The following is a 19,304-nucleotide window of genomic DNA, read 5'->3' as shown; positions in this document are numbered from 1 at the left end:
TGGGAAAATGATCTCTGTATTTTTTCTTAATTTATTCCGTATTTCATTTCTTTGGTTCACTCATTTTACAATTTCCCTATTTTGTCAAAACAGATAAAAAGGATAGTCAATCTCAAACGATCTTCCTATCCTTTTCCTATCTTTTCGAAACTATTCAAACCATATGAATATTGGAAAATAAGACCCTCATTAAACTGATACATACGCTCAATCCATTCAGTCATCCTAATTTTATAAATGGAATTTGATGCTTCTATTCAGCTTCATTCATCTAATAATTAGTCTTGGAAATAATCTTTTCCTCTAAAGTCAATCCCTGCCAAAATATCATCCGGCAGACGTTGTTCCGATTCCTCCGCTAATTTACGAGCCTTTTCTTCCCGAATAGCTTTCAGTTCAGCCGCCCTTTCTTCAATACGACGAGTTGTCTCACGATCAAAATTTCTACCGGTGCCAGCTGGAATCAGCTTGCCGATAATGACATTTTCTTTCAAACCATGCAAATTATCCGTCTTACCACGAACAGCAGCTTCGGTCAGCACTTTCGTTGTTTCTTGGAAGGAAGCAGCCGATAAAAAGGAATCTGTTTCCACGGCTGATTTTGAAATCCCCAATAAGACAGGACCATACTTAGCCGGTGTCTTACCTTCATCCAACAACGCTTCATTCAACTCATCCACACGATTAAGCGATAACGTTTGGCCCGCACTCAAGCCGGAATCATTTCCTTCAAGAATGATGACTTTCTTAAGCATTTGCTTAATCATAACCTCTAAGTGTTTATCAGAAATATCAATACTCTGTGTTGAATAAACCCGTTTTACTTCTTTCAAAATATACTCTTGAACAGCACGAACACCAGCTACTTCCAATAACTCTTTAGGTGCAATTTGTCCTTCCGTCAATTTTTCACCAGCGCGTACTTTTGTGCCCGGTTTCATCCACTGACGAACCACTTGAGTCAAGTCACACTTATGTTCAATCGATTCTGTTTTATTCGTAACCGTCACGATCTGTCCTGTGTGCGTATCATTTTCACGAATATCTGTGATTTCACCATCAATTTTCGAAATGACCGCTACTCCTTTTGGTGTACAAGCTTCAAACAATTCTTCAACACGAGGAAGACCTTGTGTAATATCTCCCGATTGAGTGGCCACTCCACCTGTATGGAAGTTACGCATGGTTAGCTGTGTACCCGGTTCTCCAATAGCCTGAGCCGCCATAATGCCAACCGCTTCTCCTTCTTCAACCAGTCGGCCGGTAGCCATGTTTTGACCATAACACTTACGACAAATACCATTCATCGACTTACAAGTAAACACATTACGAATATAAGCTTCCTTAACGCCAGCCATAACGACCTTTTGAGCCAATTCTTCGCTAATAAAGGTATCCTCATCCACCAAGATTTCTTTGGTTTTCGGATGAACAATCGCTTGTTGAGCATAACGTCCAACAATGCGATCATAAAATTTTTCGATAATCGAATTATTGCGTTGATCAATAATATCAGAAACCAAGTAGCCACTATCTGTTCCACAATCTTCTTCATTAATAATGACTTCCTGTGCCACATCCACCAAACGACGCGTTAAATAACCGGATTCGGCCGTCTTTAACGCCGTATCGGTTAGTCCCTTACGAACACCATGAGTGGAAATAAAGAATTCTGATACCGACATACCTTCACGGAAAGAGGAATAAATCGGCACTTCAATAATCGAAGGTTGATATTCTTTACGTGATTTCGACTGTGTAGGTCGAGCCATCAATCCACGCATTCCGGCCAACTGTGTAAAGTGATTTTTATTACCACGAGCACCGGAAACAGCCATCATATTAATAGGATTCATACGAGGTAAAGAAGCCATCAAAGAATCTCCGACGCTTTCCTTTACGTTAGCCCATAATTCAGAGAACGCACGTTCCCATTCTTGAGCCGTTAATAAGCCACGATCTCTTAAACCATTTAAGACTTCCGCTCTTTCACGACCTTTAGCCACCAATTCATTCTTTTGAGGAGCCACTTTAATATCGCTTAAAGCAACTGTCATACCGGCCAAAGTAGAATACAAGTACCCCATATCCTTCAAACCATCTAAAATATCAGAAGTGCCGTTTGTGTTATAGCGATCAAACACAGCCGCGATTAGGTTACCTAATTCTTTTTTCTTAAATTCAGAAGTTACGTTACGTTCCGCAATTTCTTTCTTGATATTTGAGCCCTTCGCCAAGAAGAATTCATCGGAAGTTGCCTTCAAGTTTTCTTCATTCACCACGTTTAAATAAGGGAATTCTGCCGGGAATACTTGGTTAAAAATAATCTTTCCAACCGTCGTCATCAAGTAAGAATTCATTTGTTTATCGGTGAAACAGGTCTTACCAGCCTTATCAGCCGGAATCACAATACGACTATGTAAATGAACAACACCGGTTTGATAAGCCATTAAGACTTCATCCACATCCTTAAACACATGTCCTTCATTATCTCCGTATCTTCTCCAACGTTCTGCTTCTACTTTTTCGCCAATAGCTTCTAAAGCATCCGCTTTCTGATAGAACTCATCTGCTGTTTCTTCCATATTTAAGTAGAAGTTTCCTAACACCAAGTCTTGACCCGGCGTAACAATTGGTTTACCGTCCTTAGGTCCTAAAATATTGTTAGAGCCAAGCATCAATACTTCTGTTTCAGCACGAGCTACATCACTTAATGGTAAGTGCACAGCCATCTGATCACCATCAAAGTCCGCATTAAAAGCAGGACACACCAATGGGTGAACACGAATAGCACGCCCTTCTACCAGCTTAGGAAAGAAAGCCTGAATACCCAGACGGTGTAAAGTAGGGGCACGGTTTAGGAAAACAGGATGATGTTCAATGACTTGTTCCACAATATCCCAAACACGATGATCCTGACGAGCAATTAATTTTTCGGCAGTCTTTGGATTCGTTGCAATTTGTTGATTTACCAATTCATTAACAACAAAAGGTTTATATAAATTGATAGCCATTTCTCTAGGAAGGCCACATTGCCACATCTTTAAATAAGGTCCAATCGCAATGACCGAACGACCCGAGAAATCCACTCGTTTTCCTAACAAGTTTTGACGGAAACGACCTTGTTTCCCTTTTAAAGAATTCGACAAAGACTTCAAAGCACGATTAGAAGCCCCATTGACCGGCTTTCCACGACGACCGTTATCAATTAATGCATCTACCGCTTCTTGCAACATACGCTTTTCATTTTGAACAATGATAGAAGGAGTCCCTAATTCCAATAACTTTTTCAAACGATTGTTACGTGTGATCACACGACGATATAAATCATTTAAATCAGAAGAGGCGAAACGCCCACCATCCAATTGAAGCATCGGTCTTAAATCAGGTGGAATAACAGGCAATACGCTTAGAACCATCCATTCTGGCTTGTTATCCGAATTTCGGAAAGCTTCGACCGTTTCTAAACGCTTGATCAATTGCTTGCGCTTTTCACCCTTAGTCCCTTCCAATTCTGCCTTAATGGCGATATAATCCGCTTCTAAATCCACTTGTTCCAAAAGAACTTTGATTGCCTCGGCACCGGTTTGAGCCACAAAACTACCCACACCATGACGAGCTACTAATGTGCGATATTCTCTTTCAGAAATCACTTGTTTATACACCACACCATTTTGTTTATCACTTAAATCACCCGGATCCGTCACAACCCAAGAAACGAAATAAATAATTTCTTCTAACTGTTTTGGTGGTAGGTTTAAGATCAAAGCCAAGCGGGAAGGCGTTCCACGTAAATACCAAATGTGTGTTACAGGAGCGGCCAATTCAATATGGCCCATGCGTTCACGACGAACGGAAGCTTTGGTGACTTCCACTCCGCAACGATCACAAACAACCCCTTGATAACGAACTTTCTTATATTTTCCACAAGCACATTCCCAATCCTTAGTAGGACCAAAAATTTGTTCCGCAAAAAGTCCTTCTTTTTCAGGCTTTTGCGAACGGTAGTTGATAGTTTCCGGCTTTTTGACTTCGCCATAAGACCACTTAAGAATCTTTTCCGGTGAGGCTAGACCGATTTTGATCGCGGAAAAATTGTTAATATTCATCGTTTTCCTCCTATTCTTCACCTTCATCAAATCCCACTTCAGCGGCTTCGATGACTTCTTCATCATTTTCGACAGTCATAAATCCTTCTGATTCATCGGCATCATTCACCATCATAACATCCGAATTCACTTCTGTTTCTTCTTTCAAATCCTGTTGTTCCATTTCTTTCAAGTCCATTTCGTGCCCATCACCATCTAACATGCGAACATCAATCGCCAGAGATTGTAACTCATGAACTAAAACACGGAAAGATTCCGGAATACCAGGAGTAGGCATGTCTTTACCCTTAACGATAGCTTCATAAGTCTTTGTACGACCTGTGATATCATCCGATTTAACGGTCAAAATTTCTTGTAAAGTATTCGATGCCCCATAGGCTTCAAGAGCCCAAACTTCCATTTCCCCAAATCTTTGTCCACCATTTTGAGCTTTACCACCCAAAGGTTGCTGAGTCACCAAGGAATATGGTCCTGTCGCACGAGCATGTAATTTATCATCGACCATGTGAGCCAATTTGATCATATACATGACACCGACCGAGATGCGTTCATCATACGCCTCTCCTGTCATACCATCATACAAGACGTACTTACCATCCGGAGAAGAACCGGCTTCTTTCATGATATTTGCCAAGTCTTCATTTGATACCCCATCAAATACAGGAGTCGCAAATTTAACGCCTAAACGTTTCGCCGCTAGACCCAAGTGAACTTCCAACACCTGCCCAATATTCATACGGGAAGGTACCCCGAACGGATTTAACATAACATCAATCGGCGTTCCATCTGCCATGTATGGCATATCTTCAACCGGATTAATACGAGAGATGACACCTTTATTACCATGGCGGCCAGCCATCTTATCCCCTTCGGAAATCTTTCTTTTTTGAACAATGAACACTTTCACCATGCTCTTAACGCCATTCTTTAATTCAACACCTTTGTCATGGCGATGAAAAATACGAACATCTAAGACCGTACCAGCACCACCGTGCGGAACTTTTAAGGAATTATCCCGAACTTCACGAGATTTCTCACCAAAGATAGCTAACAGCAGCTTTTCTTCTGGCGAAACGTCTGTTTGTCCTTTAGGAGTGACCTTACCGACCAAAATATCTCCTTCCTTCACGTCTGCACCAATCATGATGATTCCGCGAGGATCTAAATTTTTCTTCGCCGCTTCCGCTACGTTTGGAATATCGTAAGTAATTTCCTCATCACCCAACTTCGTAGCACGACATTCTAATGAATATTCTTCAATATGAACGGAGGTATAATAATCTTCTGCCTGCATTTTCTCAGACATGATAATAGCATCTTCATAGTTGTAACCTTTCCAGGTCATGAAGGCAATGGTGACATTTTGACCAAGAGCCAACTCACCGTTTTGCATTGAAGGACCATCCGCCAAGATATCCCCACGTTCCACATGCTCACCTTTTAATACAATCGGTTTTTGATTGATACAAGTAGACGCGTTTGAACGGGAATACTTCGCTAATTCATATTCCTTGAGTTGACCATCATCTTGAGCCACGATCACTCGTGAAGCATCCACGTAAGTCACCACACCAGGTGCCGTTGCCACACAGGCTTCACCGGAATAGCGAGCAATCATATGTTCCATCCCCGTGCCAACAAATGGGCTATGTGGGTTCAATAGAGGAACTGCCTGGCGCTGCATATTGGCACCCATTAAAGCACGTGTACAGTCATCGTTTTCCAAGAAAGGAACACAAGCCGTCGCAACTGATACAATTTGACGAGGCGATACATCCGCAAAGTCAACCGTTTCAGCCTCTGCCATCACCGTTTCACCCGCAACACGAGCCACCACTTTATCCGCAATTAATTTTCTATCTTTAATGGCATTGGATTGGGCAATAACATGTTCGTTTTCTTCTTCTGCATCCATGTACACCACTTCATCAGTTACAACACCCTTTTTCACTTTACGATAAGGGGTTTCAATAAAGCCATATTCATTCACCTTTGCATAGGTTGTTAAATAAGAAATCAAACCAATATTTGGTCCTTCTGGAGTTTCAATCGGACAAATACGACCATAGTGAGAATTATGAATATCGCGCACTTCAAAGCCTGCGCGTTCACGGGTTAATCCACCAGGACCCAAAGCAGAAATACGCCTTTTATTGGATAATTCAGCCAATGGGTTTTCTTGATCCATAAATTGTGATAATTGTGAAGCCGAGAAGAATTCCTTGACCGGCGTGGTCAAAGGGCGAATATTTACCAATGTCTTAGGCGTTAAAGCCGAAGTGTCTGAAATAGACATTCTATCTTTAATGGTTCTTTCCGCACGACTCAAACCCAAACGATATTGGTTTTGTAATAATTCACCCATTGTACGAATACGACGATTGGATAACATATCGATATCATCTTGGCTACCAACACCATCCAGCATAGTTAATTGGTAATTATATAAAGCATAAATATCCGAAATGGTAATGGTTTCTTTTTCATTTAACGGATCAATACCGATAATCTTGACCGGATTTCCATCAACATTAATTTCAACCGTTTGTACAGCTGCACCAACCAGCCAAATCGTCACTTCTTCACCAGCCATCACCGCTTTAACAATCGCTTCTTGATTACGAACCGTCATATTACTACGACGAACGTTTGGAACATAGCCATTCACATAAGCCACTCCATCCGAGTTCACCAAGTCCTTCTCATTCACCGTAATACGACCAATTTGGAATAAACGATCGCCTAAGTTCAAAACAGCATTGACATTATCATTGGTTACCTTAACTTCATTAGCATAGATACCCGCATAAATAAGAACAGATTCATATTGTTTGGAAATTTTCTTAACATCTGTTTCAGTTAAAACAGTTCCTCTTTCCAATTCATAATCGCCTGTCACATCCTGTGCCAAAATACGACCAACCAAAGACTTCTTCCATGCCGTCTTCACAGAAACCACATCCGGATGAGAGAAAGCATGCACAAAAGGCACAGCACTCATCGCAATACCCTTATTAATTTCTTCTCTCAACTCATTCTTCAAGGAACGCTCAATAACAGTACCCTTCTTCACAAGGACTTTTCCTTCAGCCCCTATTAAATTTTCTGTTAAACTATGTCCAATAATTCGATCCAAGATATTTAACTTACGACGAACTTTATAGCGACCCGCTTTCGTTAAATCATACGCTTTATGATCAAAGAAACGAGAATCCATCAAGTTCATGGCACCATCTACTGTCGCAATTTCATCTTGACGTTGATTTTGATAGATGGTATATAAAGCATCATTTGTTGTCGGCAACTTATCAGCAGCTAATGAGTTTCTTAATTCTTCATAATTACCAAAAATAGATGTATACAATAAGGAATACTCATTTAATAATTCCGTTGTTTCTTTCGGCACAACCACATCTTTATAAATAGGTAGTTTTAACGCTTTCAAAAATTTTTGCATTTCAGAAACAGACACAATTCCACCGTTCTTTTCACGATTTAAAGACAACCCGATAGCTTTCAGAAAAACAGTACTTAAAATCTTACGGCGTCGATCAACCGAAGCCATCACCACACGACCTAAATTGGCCTTTTTTTCATCTGTTAAAAATTCCAACCATGTTCCACGAGCTGGAATCAATTCACTGGTATAGGTATCACGCCCCGTCCTTTCTTCCGAGACAATACCAAAATAGGCCCCCGGAGAGCGAACAATCTGCGAAACGATGACACGTTCAGCACCATTGATAATAAAAGTTCCACCCGGTGTCATTAAAGGCAGTTCCCCTAAATAAACATCCTCTCTTTTGGTCAAAACTTCACCGGTTTCTTGATCCACCATTTCAAGTTCCATATCGCCATACATTTTGGCACAATAGTTAACTTGTTTATGTTTACATTCAGACACGCTTAAAACAGGCTCATCCAAACGATAACCTAAAAATTTCAATCGAATACTTTCGCTATGATTGGTGATTGGAAAAATACCATCAAATACTTCTTGTATCCCTTCTCTTAAAAACCAATTAAATGATTCTGTCTGAATTTCCACTAAATCAGGAAGATCCAGACCACTACTTACTTTTGAATAGTCACGACGTGTTGCTTTATTTCCATATTTGACAACATGGTATGCCTGAGTTTCTTTCATATAGCCGCCTTTCTTGCTATAAAGATAAGTCAAAAATGGGTATAGTCACCCTTACCCAAATTCGATTCTTTTGCAATTTACTATAATATACGATTGGTTCGGTTTCGTCAACCGACCTTTTCAGAAGTGTCAATTTTTGTAATCTCCATGATTCAGCCGACAACAAGACCCGTTTTTATTCTCCTAAGCACTTTTTAAAATCCAATATCCTGATTTTTTTTCAAGTACTGTACAATTTCCAAACACTTCTTGCAACTTCTTAAAAGAACTGGCTGCTCCTTGCTGTTTACGAATCACAATATACAAGCATCCTCCGTCTTTTAAATGAGATTTGCTCTCTTCATAAAAACGGAATAGAAATTCTTTCCCTTGGCGAATTGGCGGATTACTAACAATAAAATCATATGTTTCTTGGATGTTCTTAAAACCATCGGATAAAAACACATTCGCTTTCAATCCATTTCTCACTACATTTGATCGGCATAAACGTAGAGCACGGTTATTGATATCAACCATATCCATTTCAACCTTCTTATGTTCGGCCAATATCGAAATCCCGATAGCTCCAACACCACAACCCATATCCAAACCTTTTCCAGATAAGTCTTCCTGCAATAGAGTTTGAATCAAAACATGACTACCAAAATCCAACTTGTTTTTTGAAAAAACACCAAGATCACTTTGAAAAGTTAAGGTTTTTTCTCGGATGGTATATTGATATTCTATGGGCTTTGAAAGCAAATCTTCGTTATTGCTAAAATAATGTTTATTTTCCATATTTAATTGTCTTAATAGTAAAGAATTCCTCTTGTTTTTTCAACAAAGACAACATAAAAAAGGGCCAAACGCCCTTTTATTTCATTGACTTAGAATTACTTAATATCAACTGTAGCGCCAGCTTCCATTAACTTCTTCTTGATTTCTTCAGCTTCTTCAGCAGGAATATCCTTCTTCAATTCAGCCGGAGCGCCATCTACCAACTTCTTAGCATCTACTAAGCCCAAGCCAGTAATTTCACGTACAACCTTGATAACAGCAACCTTTGTTTCTCCGACATTGGTTAATGTAACCGTTACATTAGCCGGAGCAGCATCGGCAGCCGCTTCGCCAGCACCCGCAGCAACAGCAACAGGAGCAGCAGCACTAACGCCATACTTTTCTTCAATTGCTTTTACTAATTCATTTAATTCTAAAATAGTCGCTTCATCTAAATAAGATAAAATTTCTTCTTGTGTTAACTTTGCCATTTTATTTTCCTCCTACTAGGCAGCCGCTTCCACTGCGGCTTCTTCTTTTACTTCTTCAGTTACCGGAACACCAGTTGATTTCGCTTCAGCCACCGCATTGACCACACGAGCAAATCCAGATACCGGAGCATTTAATACAGATAACAACATAGATAACATGCCTTCTCTGTTTGGTAATGCTGATAATTCCTTAATGGTTTCAGGAGTTACAACAGCCCCCTCAACAATACCGCCCTTAAGAACTAAGGCCTTATGATCTTTCGCAAACTTAGCTAAGACTCTAGCTGCCGACGTTTCATCTTCCGCAAAGGCAATAGCGTTAGGACCGGTCAGGTAATCATTCAAGTCAGCAAACCCAGCCGCTTCAGCAGCACGAGACGCCAATGTGTTCTTATACACCTTGAACTCAATACCCTCTGCACGTAACTTACGACGTAACTCAGTTACTTCTTCAACAGAAAGTCCGCGGTATTCCGCAATAACGGAGGATGAAGACTTAGTCAACTTTTCTTGGATCTCAGAAACGATGCTTTGCTTAGATTCTAATACTGTTTGATTCATTTCTTCGCCTTCCTATCTAGTTACCAATCCGCTATAGATATAAAACCCTCGCTGATAGACTGGCGAGGGGAAAGAATAAATTTACTTTCATCTACCTCGGTAACTTTTTTAAGCTTCTAAAGCCGTTACTGTCTATGGTATTGATAACGTAAATATAATAATGAAATCAGTTTTATTTGTCAAATATTAGTTTACTTTACAACTAAATCCTTGTGCTTTAACTTGATCAACGACTTGTTTATTCGTCAAACTCTTGAATGCCTTAATGGATCTTTCATTCAAACCACTCGCAGCACCTAATTTACCACCTAAAATAGAACCTTTAGAGCTATTTAACTTAGTGAGGTCAAGCTTAGAATATTGAATGCGGAATTTCATTTTCATATTGATGTTTTTGCCATCTTTCTTCGCATTAAGTTCAACTTGATCGAAGCCAGGAACCTTCGCTATTTCTTTTTCAGCTTGAGACAAAGCACTTTGTACACCTAGCATCTGAGCATCTCCAATGTTTTGCCCTTCCGGAATCGGAACGCCAACATTGACATCAAACTTTATCTGATCCACTTTATCATCTGCTTTACCATAAATTTCCGTTATAGCATTGACATTAGCACCCTTTTGCTTAACCGACATCGTACAAGTCGCATACGCCTTTGAATTTGACTTTGAGAAAAAACCAAAGTAAACCACCAAAGCCACAGCAACAACAACCACTGCAGCGATCCATGGAACAAACTTCTTATCTAATTGGAAGCCCTGCTTAGGTTTAGAAGTCATCATAGGAGTAGGTTCCGTTTTGATCTCTTCTGCCTTTTCGACTTTAGCCGTTTCTTCTTGCGCTGCCATCTTGACTTCTTCCACTTTTTCAACAGACTCTTCTTTCGCTTCTTCTTTTGTCTCTGTTGTTTCCGCTTTCACTTCTTCAGTTTCTTGCTTTACTTCTTCTTTTACTTCTTCTGTAGGAACAGTATCCGCAGCCATTGCCACTGATGTTCCGCATTCTGTACAAAACTTGGCGTTTTCTGCCAATTCTGCTCCACATTTCTTACAATTCATGTAATTTTCCCTCCTATTACACATCTATCATATATCATATATGGATTTTATAAAAATAACAATCCGCACGTATAACGTGCGGTTTTTAGGCTACCCTATAAGGGCCTTTACCACACTTCGACCCTTAAGGGTCTTGTGTAAAAGACTGACAACCGTGTTTGCACACTATGGCTTACCCTTTAAAAGGGTCTACATATTCTTTTTTACTTAGATTATCCTGTATCATATCTTCTTTTTCTTGATTTCGGATATATTCTTCTACTACCTTCGTATTCAGTCCTACCGTACTTACATAGTAACCCTTCGCCCAAAAGTTTCGATTGCCATATTTATATTTTAAATTTGCATGTTTTTCAAATATCATCAACGATGATTTGCCTTTCAAGTACCCCATGAAACTTGATACTGCTATCTTTGGTGGTATCTTTACCAACATATGTATATGATCTCTCATTGCATGTGCTTCTATAATTTCTACATCTTTATATGCACACAACTGTCTCAATATCCCTCCTATATCTGCTCTTAATTTTCCATAAATTGCCTTTCTTCTATACTTTGGTATGAACACAATATGATACTTACAGTTCCATCTCGTATGTGATAAACTTGAATCGTCATTTGGCTTTGTCGCCATTGATATCTCCTCCTTATATTTTGAATTTCGGTTGTCAGCCTTATTCAATTATATACGGAGGCTTTTTTCATCGCTTAAGCTTTTCCCTTCTCATACGCTTAGCGTATGGTTTTTATAGGAAACTTCGTTTCCTATAATAAAAAGAAGAGATTTTACTTTCTCTTCTTTTTTAGTCAACACTTACCTTGATTCCAGGCCCCATGGTTGTAGAAACCGTCACACTCTTCAAATAAGTCCCCTTAACCGTATTAGGACGAGCTTTCACGATAACATCGTATAAAGCCTTATAGTTTTCAGCCAATTGTTCTTCCGAGAAAGAGGTCTTACCAACCAATACGTTGATGTTCCCATCACGATCAACACGGTATTCAACCTTACCCTTCTTGATTTCATCAATTGCCTTCGTAACATCCATGGTCACTGTACCGGTCTTAGGATTCGGCATCAATCCCTTAGGACCTAATACCTTACCCAACTTACCCAATTGACCCATCATATCTGGTGTAGCGACAATAATATCAAAGCCAAACCACCCACGACTAATTTCATCAATCATGTCTTTACCACCAACAAAATCAGCGCCAGCCGCCTTAGCTTCTTCTTCCTTAGCCCCTTGTGTGATCACAAGAACCTTTTGTGTCTTACCAGTACCGTTTGGCAAAACCATTGCCCCACGAATATTTTGTTCCGCTTGACGAGGATCAACATTCAATACAAAGCTTGCTTCAACAGAAGAATCAAACTTAGTTGTACTTAATGATTTAGCTAAAGCCAAAGCCTCTTTATAGTCATATAGCTTAGAGTGATCTACCTTTTCAAAAGAACTCTTATAGTTTTTTCCTGCCATTAGTACGATCCTCCTTCAATTTCAATACCCATGTTGCGAGCGGTACCTGCAACAATCTTCATTGCCGATTCAACATCATTCGCATTTAAGTCAGGTAGCTTATATTCCGCAATTTCACGAAGTTGAGCTTCTGTAATCTTACCTGCCTTAACGGTCTTCGGTGTTCCTGAAGCCTTTTGAATACCGGCAGCCTTCTTCAATAAGTTAGCTGCAGGAGTCGTCTTAATAACAAAAGTAAAAGACTTATCTTCATACGCTGTAATAATAACTGGAACAATGTCACCATGACGATCCTTTGTCGCATCATTAAATTGCGTACAGAATTGTGGCATATTAATGCCGGCAGACGCTAATGCCGGTCCTGGTTTTGCCCCACCAGCCGGGAATTGTAGCTTAGCTACCTTTGCAATTTTTTTCTTTGCCATGTGGTTTCCTCCTATATCTTTCCACATGCTGTGGTAAACGAAGTATTGCTCTTCTCCCACGCACGTGCACATAAATGTGCTTATTCACTCTACACGAACTACCTCTTTAAGTCAATAAAAATTCTTAATGCAGGTCCCTTCACTGCCCATATTCTTTACGGCCATATCCAATAAGGACCATCGCTATTGCTGAAACCAACATCGTCCAAACATATAAAGACAAATGATGACCATCCGCTGTTTTTGGAAGTGAATTTCTCCTGTTTGAAATCTGCTTTTTCTTCCATTGAGCAAATAATTCATTAGGAAGTGGTCGATTATTATCCACTCTAATTTCATCACGAATTCCGTAAGAGATTCCACTGCCGTCTTTTCGGGTATTCCACCCCATGAATTCATATCCCTCTCTGTTAAAGCCCAGTTTTTGAGCACTCCAAACTCGAATATCGCTATTATTGATATATTCTTTTTCCACTGTCCTATTGCTTCCAAAGTTCGCATGATATATGAGCTTGGTCTTTTCTGTTGCATCAGTATACACTGCATTTAAAGTGATTTCGTACTTCCCATCAGCTAGCCTTGTAGCTAACTTTGATTTCAACAAACAGAATTGTCCAGGATAATACACCACTCCATCAAGCTCCCAACCTTTAAAAAATTTATTTCTTGGTAAAACTTTCGGAGCTCCTAATACCTTGACATTGGAAACATCTACATATCTACTATGATCAATAGGAGCTTGACCTCCCTCTTTCGCATTGTATTTCACAACAATGGATTTTTTATCTACCCATCTTGCGATTAACTGCATATCTGTGGTAACCCCTTTTGAAAAATTGAACGGAGATCCATTTGGCAATGCCCAACCCGCAAATTGAAAGCCGGCTCTGATAGGATTTTGAGGTTTTTTAACCTTTTCCAGCGCATTGATAGTTTGAGAAGCCACTGCCGTTCCCCCATTGCTATCAAAACGAACATTCACCTTTTTGATTTCCCATTGAGCATAAAGAAATAGATTACTACTAGGCATTTTCTTAATCTTTTCCAAATCGTAAATTTCACCTTTTCTGTTAGCCCAACCTTTAAACGTATAAAAATCACTTAAGTCGAGCGGCTTTTTAGGCGTATAGATCTTATCCTCAATAGTAGCGTTATACGGAATGGCATGATCGCCTCTATAGGATTTTTCAACAACACTTTTGTTGAAAAACGTTAACTCATAAGTATTTCTATTATGAATGTTATAGAAAGTATAGTTAGCTTTCTGGGTTTTCTTATCAGGAAGAGTTATCTCTTCTATATGCCCGTCAGTTCTTTTAACCTTTATTTTCTTAGAAAACGCTTCATCTAAAGGAACTCTCGTAAAGCCTATCATCCTACTGGCACTAAATGAAATGGATGGACTGCCCGGCAATTCTTTCTTATTTTCCTCATAGATCCCTTTTTCCATGGTTTCCACATAATCAAATACGGTCACTTTTACTAATTTTTTAGGGAATACCGGATAAAAATTTATAGTTTCAAACCCCGGAACATTTTCTCTAACTAATAAATTTGGCTTGACATAGGAAAGGCTATTATCATTATAGGTTATAAAGTTAACAATTCCTCCGCCTTCATTTCTATTCACCCAACCTGTCCGTATAGCTTTATCACTGACACCTTCCTTGGCAATTGCTTTAACATCCGGTCTTTTATTTTCTATCTTCTCACCAACATGGTAATTTTCAACCAAGTAAAAATCCTTATCATACGGTTTTCCATCAACAATCATTTGTGCCGTAAATTTACTTTCATCTAAAGCCGTTTCAGGCCATGCTGTATTTTTCTTATGAAATTTAATCGTATATGAATGTAAATCATAATAGATATTGACAACAGAGCTGCCATCTCCTCTTACCTTATTGTTTTCAATACTTGTTTTGTCAGAGTTGAAATCAAAATGATAATAATCATTGTAACTGTCTCTATTACCTTTTCTCATCAATTCCGCAACGTAGTTTCTAGCTTCTGTCTCTGCGTTATCCTTTGTGATCGAACTATCCGACATAGCCTTCACAATCTTCACATCCCTCATCACATAATGATCTTCAATAAATTTTCCATCCACACATTTTTGCTGCCAAATTTTTATCGTATAACTGGATTCTTTCGCAATCCACTTCGCAAAAACTTCCTTATTCTCAGTGATATTTTTATTAAAATCAAATGCCTTTGTGCATTCCTTATCTTCATACCATCCGGAAAATTCATAGCCTCGTCTTTCCGGAATAAAAGATTTAGGGTGATGACCTTCTCTGACAAATTGAGGTTCTAATGGTTCATTCACAGAATTCCCATCACCCTCATTTCCATTGAAAAAGAGCCATTTCCCACCATTAATCAACGGATATAAGGACACATCTTGATCTCCTAAGCTGATTTCTTTACCGACAGATTCTGTTCCATTAGGAGTTTTACACCAACCATGAATATATTTCCCGACCGATAATTCAAAAGAAATATCATCAGTTCTAATCTTTTCTCCCTTTTCCCCTACTTTTATGGCAATTTTTTCACCGTGTGCATTATAAAATGTCACAGCCACTTCTTTTTTGTATTTAGCGTATACCTTAACCGTTTCTTTCTTGCTGATATCATTCACCGTTCCAAAAGCATCAAATTTACTGCCATCTTCCTTTATCCAATTCAAAAAAACATTTCCTTTTGAATCAGGAATAGACGGTTCGACTAATTTTTCTCCATTTTTCAGAATTTGTGTATCCACTAATTTATTCTTAGAATAAAATTCATACTTTCTGACCGGTTCGTTCGATTTTTCCGTTCCGACAATCGCATAAATAGAAAAACTCGTCGCTGTAAATGAAGCATTTTTAGAATCGGAAAAACCCATTTCTTCCACTTTTTTATCATCTTTGATATGGACAACCTTGTGCTTATCTCCCTCTATCTTTCTTGAAGACACAAAACGGACTTCTACATTTCCTGTTGGCTCAATCTCTTTTCCTTTATTGTAAAAAGTAATGTCCACCGCTGCTACATCTTTGACGTCGCCCATAGTGTTTGAAATAATGGTTTGAATATTTTTCTTCGCTACATCTTTTACCTTAACCGTTGTCCCTTTTGGGAAAACGCCTTTATCAGCACGAATCGTTATGGTTATCCCTTGATCCGTCTTTTCCTTAGCATAAAATTCAGCTTCATTGGAAGTACTTCCTGTTTTGTTTTCGAAACCCGTTTTTTCCATCGTTTCCGCAAAAACACTTATATTTGAAGCTCCTATTCCTAAAAGCATGACAAAAGTCAATAACAAAGTCCCCATCTTTTGAATTTTTCTCATATCATCTCTCCTAATTTTTTTAAATATCGAATTAGTAATGTAAAAGGATGATTTCTCATCCTTTACTTAGCCCCTTGATAATCAGCATCCGATCTACCTAATACAATATTCACAACCGGTGCTAAAAATATAATTCCAATAGCCAAGCCGTATCCCTTATTAAATGCTTTTACTTCATGGAAAGAACGGATAACGGCTAATATTAACGCAACTATGAAGGCACAAAAGCCAAGCCAAGCCATCACCTGAACTTTTATAAAACTTCCAATCCACCAAAGAGGAAGACCCAACATGCAAACCGCCCAAATCAAAGCCACTTTTTTATCCTTCCAAGTCAATTGGAACATTCTAAATTCCCGATAAAAAGGAATAAAGGCGGTCAACGCATTCACTCCCGCTTTTTTAAATAATAATAAATGTCCATAACTCTGTAGAACATACCAAATCACGCCCCAAATTGCGTAAGTGGTGATAATAGAAGACAATTCTTCTGACATACCTTACTCCTATTCTTCTTCTAATTTTTGCAAATCACCATAACTAATTTCATTTGGTGTTTCACGACCAAACAATAAAGTCATGACCGTCGCAATCTGCGTTTGATCATTCATAGCAGAAATACGACCAATCATATTAGCAAAAGGTCCGGTCAAGATCTTCACGTTATCTCCAACTTGGAAATCCACCACAACCTTTTGATCTCCATGGCCCATTCGACGTAGAATAGATTCCATCTCATCTTCCGAAACAGGGAAAGGCTTCGCCCCACCACCGGAAGAACCGATAAATCCAGTGACACCCGGTGTATTACGAACCACATACCAAGCCTGATCGGTCATTTTCATTTGAACAAAAATATAACCCGGGAACATATTCACTTTCTTCACTTCTGATTTATTGTTCTTTTTAATCACAATTTCTTCTTCTTCCGCCACAAAAATACGGAATAGCGACTCTTGAATTCCCATCGTTTCTAACCGTTTTTCAAGGTTATCTTTAACACGATTTTCATGCCCGGCATACGTATTCACTACATACCAGCGCACTTCATTTTCATCATCCGTCGCTTTCACTATCTTTTCATCCATTTCGCTCATTTGCTTATCCTCCAATTCCAACAAACTTCAATAAGAAAGCAATCGAGAAATCACATAGAACAAAAAACAATGAGAAGAAAATCGTAAACAGCAATACTTCCTCTGTGTTTCTAAATATACCCGGCTCATTGCTGGTGGCTTTCCACTTAGGCCAACGAACACGAACCGCTTCCTTACGGATACCACTGAATGTAAACCAGTGATCCTTTACAACAGCCTTCTTCCTAACTTGTTTCTTCGCTAATTTCGCAGATTCTTTTTTGTTACCAAAAATTCTATTTTTACCAAACATACAGGGCCTCCTACTTCGTTTCCTTGTGGATGGTGGTTTTCCCACACTTCGGACAATACTTTTTCAATTCCAAGCGTTTATTCAAATTCTTAGTTCGATTGGTTGTATAGTTTCTAGAATTGCATTCACTACAAATCAATGTAATCTTATCCTTTTTTACCACGACGAAAAGTACTCCTAATCTAACTTACTTTAGCATATCCCTTAAGGGATCGTCAACGCACTTATTCATACAACGCTTGTTTGATTTTCCTTTTCACCCTTTGCAATCGACCATCGTATTGTTTCTTAGATAAGCCCAATCGTTTTGAAGCCTCTTGATAACTTTCACTCGCCATCCAGCAAGATAAAATATCCCTTTCTTCCTCGTCCAAAAGACCGATTTCTTCTTGTAAACGATTCGCCGCATTTTGATATTGCATGTAATATTCCGGTTCTGCCAACCGGTTATTTTGTTCCAAAATTTCGTAATAATTCACTTCTTGGTCATCCAAAGAAATCGAGTCAAAACCTTTATGCTGATATTCTACTAAAATATCACGAACCACATTCCAAATTCTTCGTTTGACTACCAAACAGACAAACGTTTTAAAACTAGCACTCTTACTTTCCTGATACTGATTGATCGCTTGAAATAGAGAAATTCTAGCCTCTTGTAGAATATCATCACGATAACGACGCACCGTTGGATAAGCTAAAAGTGTTTGATTCACCAACGCGTTCAATAGACCCTCATATTGAAGAAAAAGAGTCGTCTGGGCATACTCATCTCCCATGCGACTCATATAAATCAATTCATAAGGGTTTTCATAAATAGACATACTCTCCTCCTATAGAGGGAAACGTTTGTTGTAAATCTCGTACAGTAAAATCCCCGTGGATACGGAAGCGTTCAAAGAAGAAATCTTACCGACCATCGGCAAATGAACCCGATAATCACAATGTTTCATTACCAATGAAGAAATCCCCTTCCCCTCATTACCGATGACCAAGACGGTTGGATAATCATACTTTAAAGAGCGATAGTCCTTTCCTTCCATGGCGGTTCCCACCACCCAGTATCCTCTTTTCTTTAACCACTCAATCGTTTGACTCAAATTAGTCACCGAAGCACATTTAACCGTTTGAATCGCACCAACACTCACTTTCGCAACAGTCGCATTCAAACCAACGGATCGATCTTTTTTAAAAATCACTCCATCCGCTCCAACAGCATCGCAAGTCCTGAGGATTGCCCCTAAATTATGAGGATCTACGATACCATCCAACATCACAATCAATCCATCTTTTCCCTTTGGAATTGAGGTTACGATTTCTTCCACACTGTATATTGTATAATTCCGAATTTGTGCTGCCACCCCTTGATGACGATCGCTTTTCACCAAAGAAGTCATTTTATGTCGATCTAATATTTCAACCGGAATCTGTTTTTCTTGGGCAAGAACGAACAGCGGGTCTTCTTTCCTTTGAAGAATTAATTTTAATACCATTCCTTCTTCTATACTTTGCTTCACAACATTTTTCCCGTAAATCCATTCTGCCATAT

16 protein-coding genes and 1 other annotated feature are annotated in these 19,304 nt (G+C 39.1%); all 16 genes read right to left on the bottom strand.

Annotated features, from left to right (window positions below; all coding sequences use genetic code 11):
* Positions 1-278: 278 nt before the first annotated feature.
* Positions 279-4,109, bottom strand: a complete 3,831-nt coding sequence (rpoC, locus tag HMPREF9013_RS05415; RefSeq protein ID WP_006627373.1) for a DNA-directed RNA polymerase subunit beta' — start codon at positions 4,107-4,109, stop codon at positions 279-281.
* Positions 4,110-4,119: 10 nt separating this feature from the next.
* The gene (rpoB, locus tag HMPREF9013_RS05410) at positions 4,120-8,256 is read right to left on the bottom strand and encodes a DNA-directed RNA polymerase subunit beta (RefSeq protein WP_006627372.1); all 4,137 of its coding nucleotides are present in this window, start codon (positions 8,254-8,256) and stop codon (positions 4,120-4,122) included.
* A 183-nt stretch (positions 8,257-8,439) separates the two neighbouring features.
* The gene (locus HMPREF9013_RS05405; RefSeq protein ID WP_006627371.1) at positions 8,440-9,033 is read right to left on the bottom strand and encodes a class I SAM-dependent methyltransferase; all 594 of its coding nucleotides are present in this window, start codon (positions 9,031-9,033) and stop codon (positions 8,440-8,442) included.
* 95 nt (positions 9,034-9,128) lie between these two features.
* Entirely contained in the window at positions 9,129-9,503 is a 375-nt protein-coding gene (gene rplL / locus HMPREF9013_RS05400; RefSeq protein WP_006627370.1) for a 50S ribosomal protein L7/L12, read from the bottom strand.
* Between the two features lie 15 nt (positions 9,504-9,518).
* A complete protein-coding gene (gene rplJ, locus HMPREF9013_RS05395) occupies positions 9,519-10,064 on the bottom strand; it encodes a 50S ribosomal protein L10 (RefSeq protein ID WP_006627369.1) in 546 nt (181 codons plus the stop codon).
* A 30-nt stretch (positions 10,065-10,094) separates the two neighbouring features.
* Positions 10,095-10,220, bottom strand: a sequence feature (ribosomal protein L10 leader region).
* 30 nt (positions 10,221-10,250) lie between these two features.
* The gene (locus tag HMPREF9013_RS05390; protein ID WP_006627368.1) at positions 10,251-11,120 is read right to left on the bottom strand and encodes a zinc ribbon domain-containing protein; all 870 of its coding nucleotides are present in this window, start codon (positions 11,118-11,120) and stop codon (positions 10,251-10,253) included.
* A gap of 172 nt (positions 11,121-11,292) precedes the next feature.
* Positions 11,293-11,757, bottom strand: a complete 465-nt coding sequence (tnpA, locus tag HMPREF9013_RS05385) for an IS200/IS605 family transposase (RefSeq protein WP_006627367.1) — start codon at positions 11,755-11,757, stop codon at positions 11,293-11,295.
* A 169-nt stretch (positions 11,758-11,926) separates the two neighbouring features.
* On the bottom strand, positions 11,927-12,604 hold the full coding sequence (rplA, locus tag HMPREF9013_RS05380) for a 50S ribosomal protein L1 (RefSeq protein WP_006627366.1): 678 nt from the start codon (positions 12,602-12,604) through the stop codon (positions 11,927-11,929).
* The gene (gene rplK, locus HMPREF9013_RS05375; RefSeq protein WP_006627365.1) at positions 12,604-13,029 is read right to left on the bottom strand and encodes a 50S ribosomal protein L11; all 426 of its coding nucleotides are present in this window, start codon (positions 13,027-13,029) and stop codon (positions 12,604-12,606) included. Before rplK ends, rplA begins: the two co-directional genes overlap by 1 nt.
* Before the next feature lie 139 nt (positions 13,030-13,168).
* Positions 13,169-16,369, bottom strand: a complete 3,201-nt coding sequence (locus HMPREF9013_RS05370; RefSeq protein WP_006627364.1) for an InlB B-repeat-containing protein — start codon at positions 16,367-16,369, stop codon at positions 13,169-13,171.
* A 62-nt stretch (positions 16,370-16,431) separates the two neighbouring features.
* The gene (locus tag HMPREF9013_RS05365) at positions 16,432-16,866 is read right to left on the bottom strand and encodes a DUF5684 domain-containing protein (RefSeq protein WP_006627363.1); all 435 of its coding nucleotides are present in this window, start codon (positions 16,864-16,866) and stop codon (positions 16,432-16,434) included.
* A gap of 9 nt (positions 16,867-16,875) precedes the next feature.
* The gene (gene nusG / locus HMPREF9013_RS05360; RefSeq protein ID WP_006627362.1) at positions 16,876-17,466 is read right to left on the bottom strand and encodes a transcription termination/antitermination protein NusG; all 591 of its coding nucleotides are present in this window, start codon (positions 17,464-17,466) and stop codon (positions 16,876-16,878) included.
* 4 nt (positions 17,467-17,470) lie between these two features.
* Positions 17,471-17,758: a preprotein translocase subunit SecE gene (locus HMPREF9013_RS05355; protein ID WP_006627361.1), complete on the bottom strand. Its 288-nt coding sequence runs from the start codon at positions 17,756-17,758 to the stop codon at positions 17,471-17,473.
* A 10-nt stretch (positions 17,759-17,768) separates the two neighbouring features.
* A complete protein-coding gene (rpmG, locus tag HMPREF9013_RS05350) occupies positions 17,769-17,921 on the bottom strand; it encodes a 50S ribosomal protein L33 (protein WP_006627360.1) in 153 nt (50 codons plus the stop codon).
* A gap of 61 nt (positions 17,922-17,982) precedes the next feature.
* Positions 17,983-18,579 (bottom strand): sigma-70 family RNA polymerase sigma factor, encoded by a 597-nt coding sequence (locus tag HMPREF9013_RS05345; protein WP_006627359.1) that lies wholly within the window; start codon positions 18,577-18,579, stop codon positions 17,983-17,985.
* Positions 18,580-18,588: 9 nt separating this feature from the next.
* Positions 18,589-19,302, bottom strand: a complete 714-nt coding sequence (gene rlmB / locus HMPREF9013_RS05340) for a 23S rRNA (guanosine(2251)-2'-O)-methyltransferase RlmB (RefSeq protein ID WP_006627358.1) — start codon at positions 19,300-19,302, stop codon at positions 18,589-18,591.
* Positions 19,303-19,304: the final 2 nt, after the last annotated feature.

It is taken from the genome of Bulleidia extructa W1219 (assembly GCF_000177375.1).
GTDB lineage: Bacteria > Bacillota_I > Bacilli_A > Erysipelotrichales > Erysipelotrichaceae > Bulleidia > Bulleidia extructa.
This window is presented reverse-complemented; position numbering and strand designations above follow the sequence as displayed.

What these genes read in the sequence shown, in the direction of transcription:
- HMPREF9013_RS05390 (WP_006627368.1), bottom strand. Translation starts at nt 11,120, where the DNA reads ATGAATTGTAAGAAATGTGGAGCAGAATTGGCAGAAAACGCCAAGTTT.
- rplA (WP_006627366.1), bottom strand. Translation starts at nt 12,604, where the DNA reads ATGGCAGGAAAAAACTATAAGAGTTCTTTTGAAAAGGTAGATCACTCT.
- HMPREF9013_RS05405 (WP_006627371.1), bottom strand. Translation starts at nt 9,033, where the DNA reads ATGGAAAATAAACATTATTTTAGCAATAACGAAGATTTGCTTTCAAAG.
- HMPREF9013_RS05345 (WP_006627359.1), bottom strand. Translation starts at nt 18,579, where the DNA reads ATGTCTATTTATGAAAACCCTTATGAATTGATTTATATGAGTCGCATG.
- HMPREF9013_RS05365 (WP_006627363.1), bottom strand. Translation starts at nt 16,866, where the DNA reads ATGTCAGAAGAATTGTCTTCTATTATCACCACTTACGCAATTTGGGGC.
- rlmB (WP_006627358.1), bottom strand. Translation starts at nt 19,302, where the DNA reads ATGGCAGAATGGATTTACGGGAAAAATGTTGTGAAGCAAAGTATAGAA.
- HMPREF9013_RS05370 (WP_006627364.1), bottom strand. Translation starts at nt 16,369, where the DNA reads ATGAGAAAAATTCAAAAGATGGGGACTTTGTTATTGACTTTTGTCATG.
- rpoB (WP_006627372.1), bottom strand. Translation starts at nt 8,256, where the DNA reads ATGAAAGAAACTCAGGCATACCATGTTGTCAAATATGGAAATAAAGCA.
- rplK (WP_006627365.1), bottom strand. Translation starts at nt 13,029, where the DNA reads ATGGCAAAGAAAAAAATTGCAAAGGTAGCTAAGCTACAATTCCCGGCT.
- rpoC (WP_006627373.1), bottom strand. Translation starts at nt 4,109, where the DNA reads ATGAATATTAACAATTTTTCCGCGATCAAAATCGGTCTAGCCTCACCG.
- tnpA (WP_006627367.1), bottom strand. Translation starts at nt 11,757, where the DNA reads ATGGCGACAAAGCCAAATGACGATTCAAGTTTATCACATACGAGATGG.
- rplJ (WP_006627369.1), bottom strand. Translation starts at nt 10,064, where the DNA reads ATGAATCAAACAGTATTAGAATCTAAGCAAAGCATCGTTTCTGAGATC.
- nusG (WP_006627362.1), bottom strand. Translation starts at nt 17,466, where the DNA reads ATGAGCGAAATGGATGAAAAGATAGTGAAAGCGACGGATGATGAAAAT.
- rplL (WP_006627370.1), bottom strand. Translation starts at nt 9,503, where the DNA reads ATGGCAAAGTTAACACAAGAAGAAATTTTATCTTATTTAGATGAAGCG.
- HMPREF9013_RS05355 (WP_006627361.1), bottom strand. Translation starts at nt 17,758, where the DNA reads ATGTTTGGTAAAAATAGAATTTTTGGTAACAAAAAAGAATCTGCGAAA.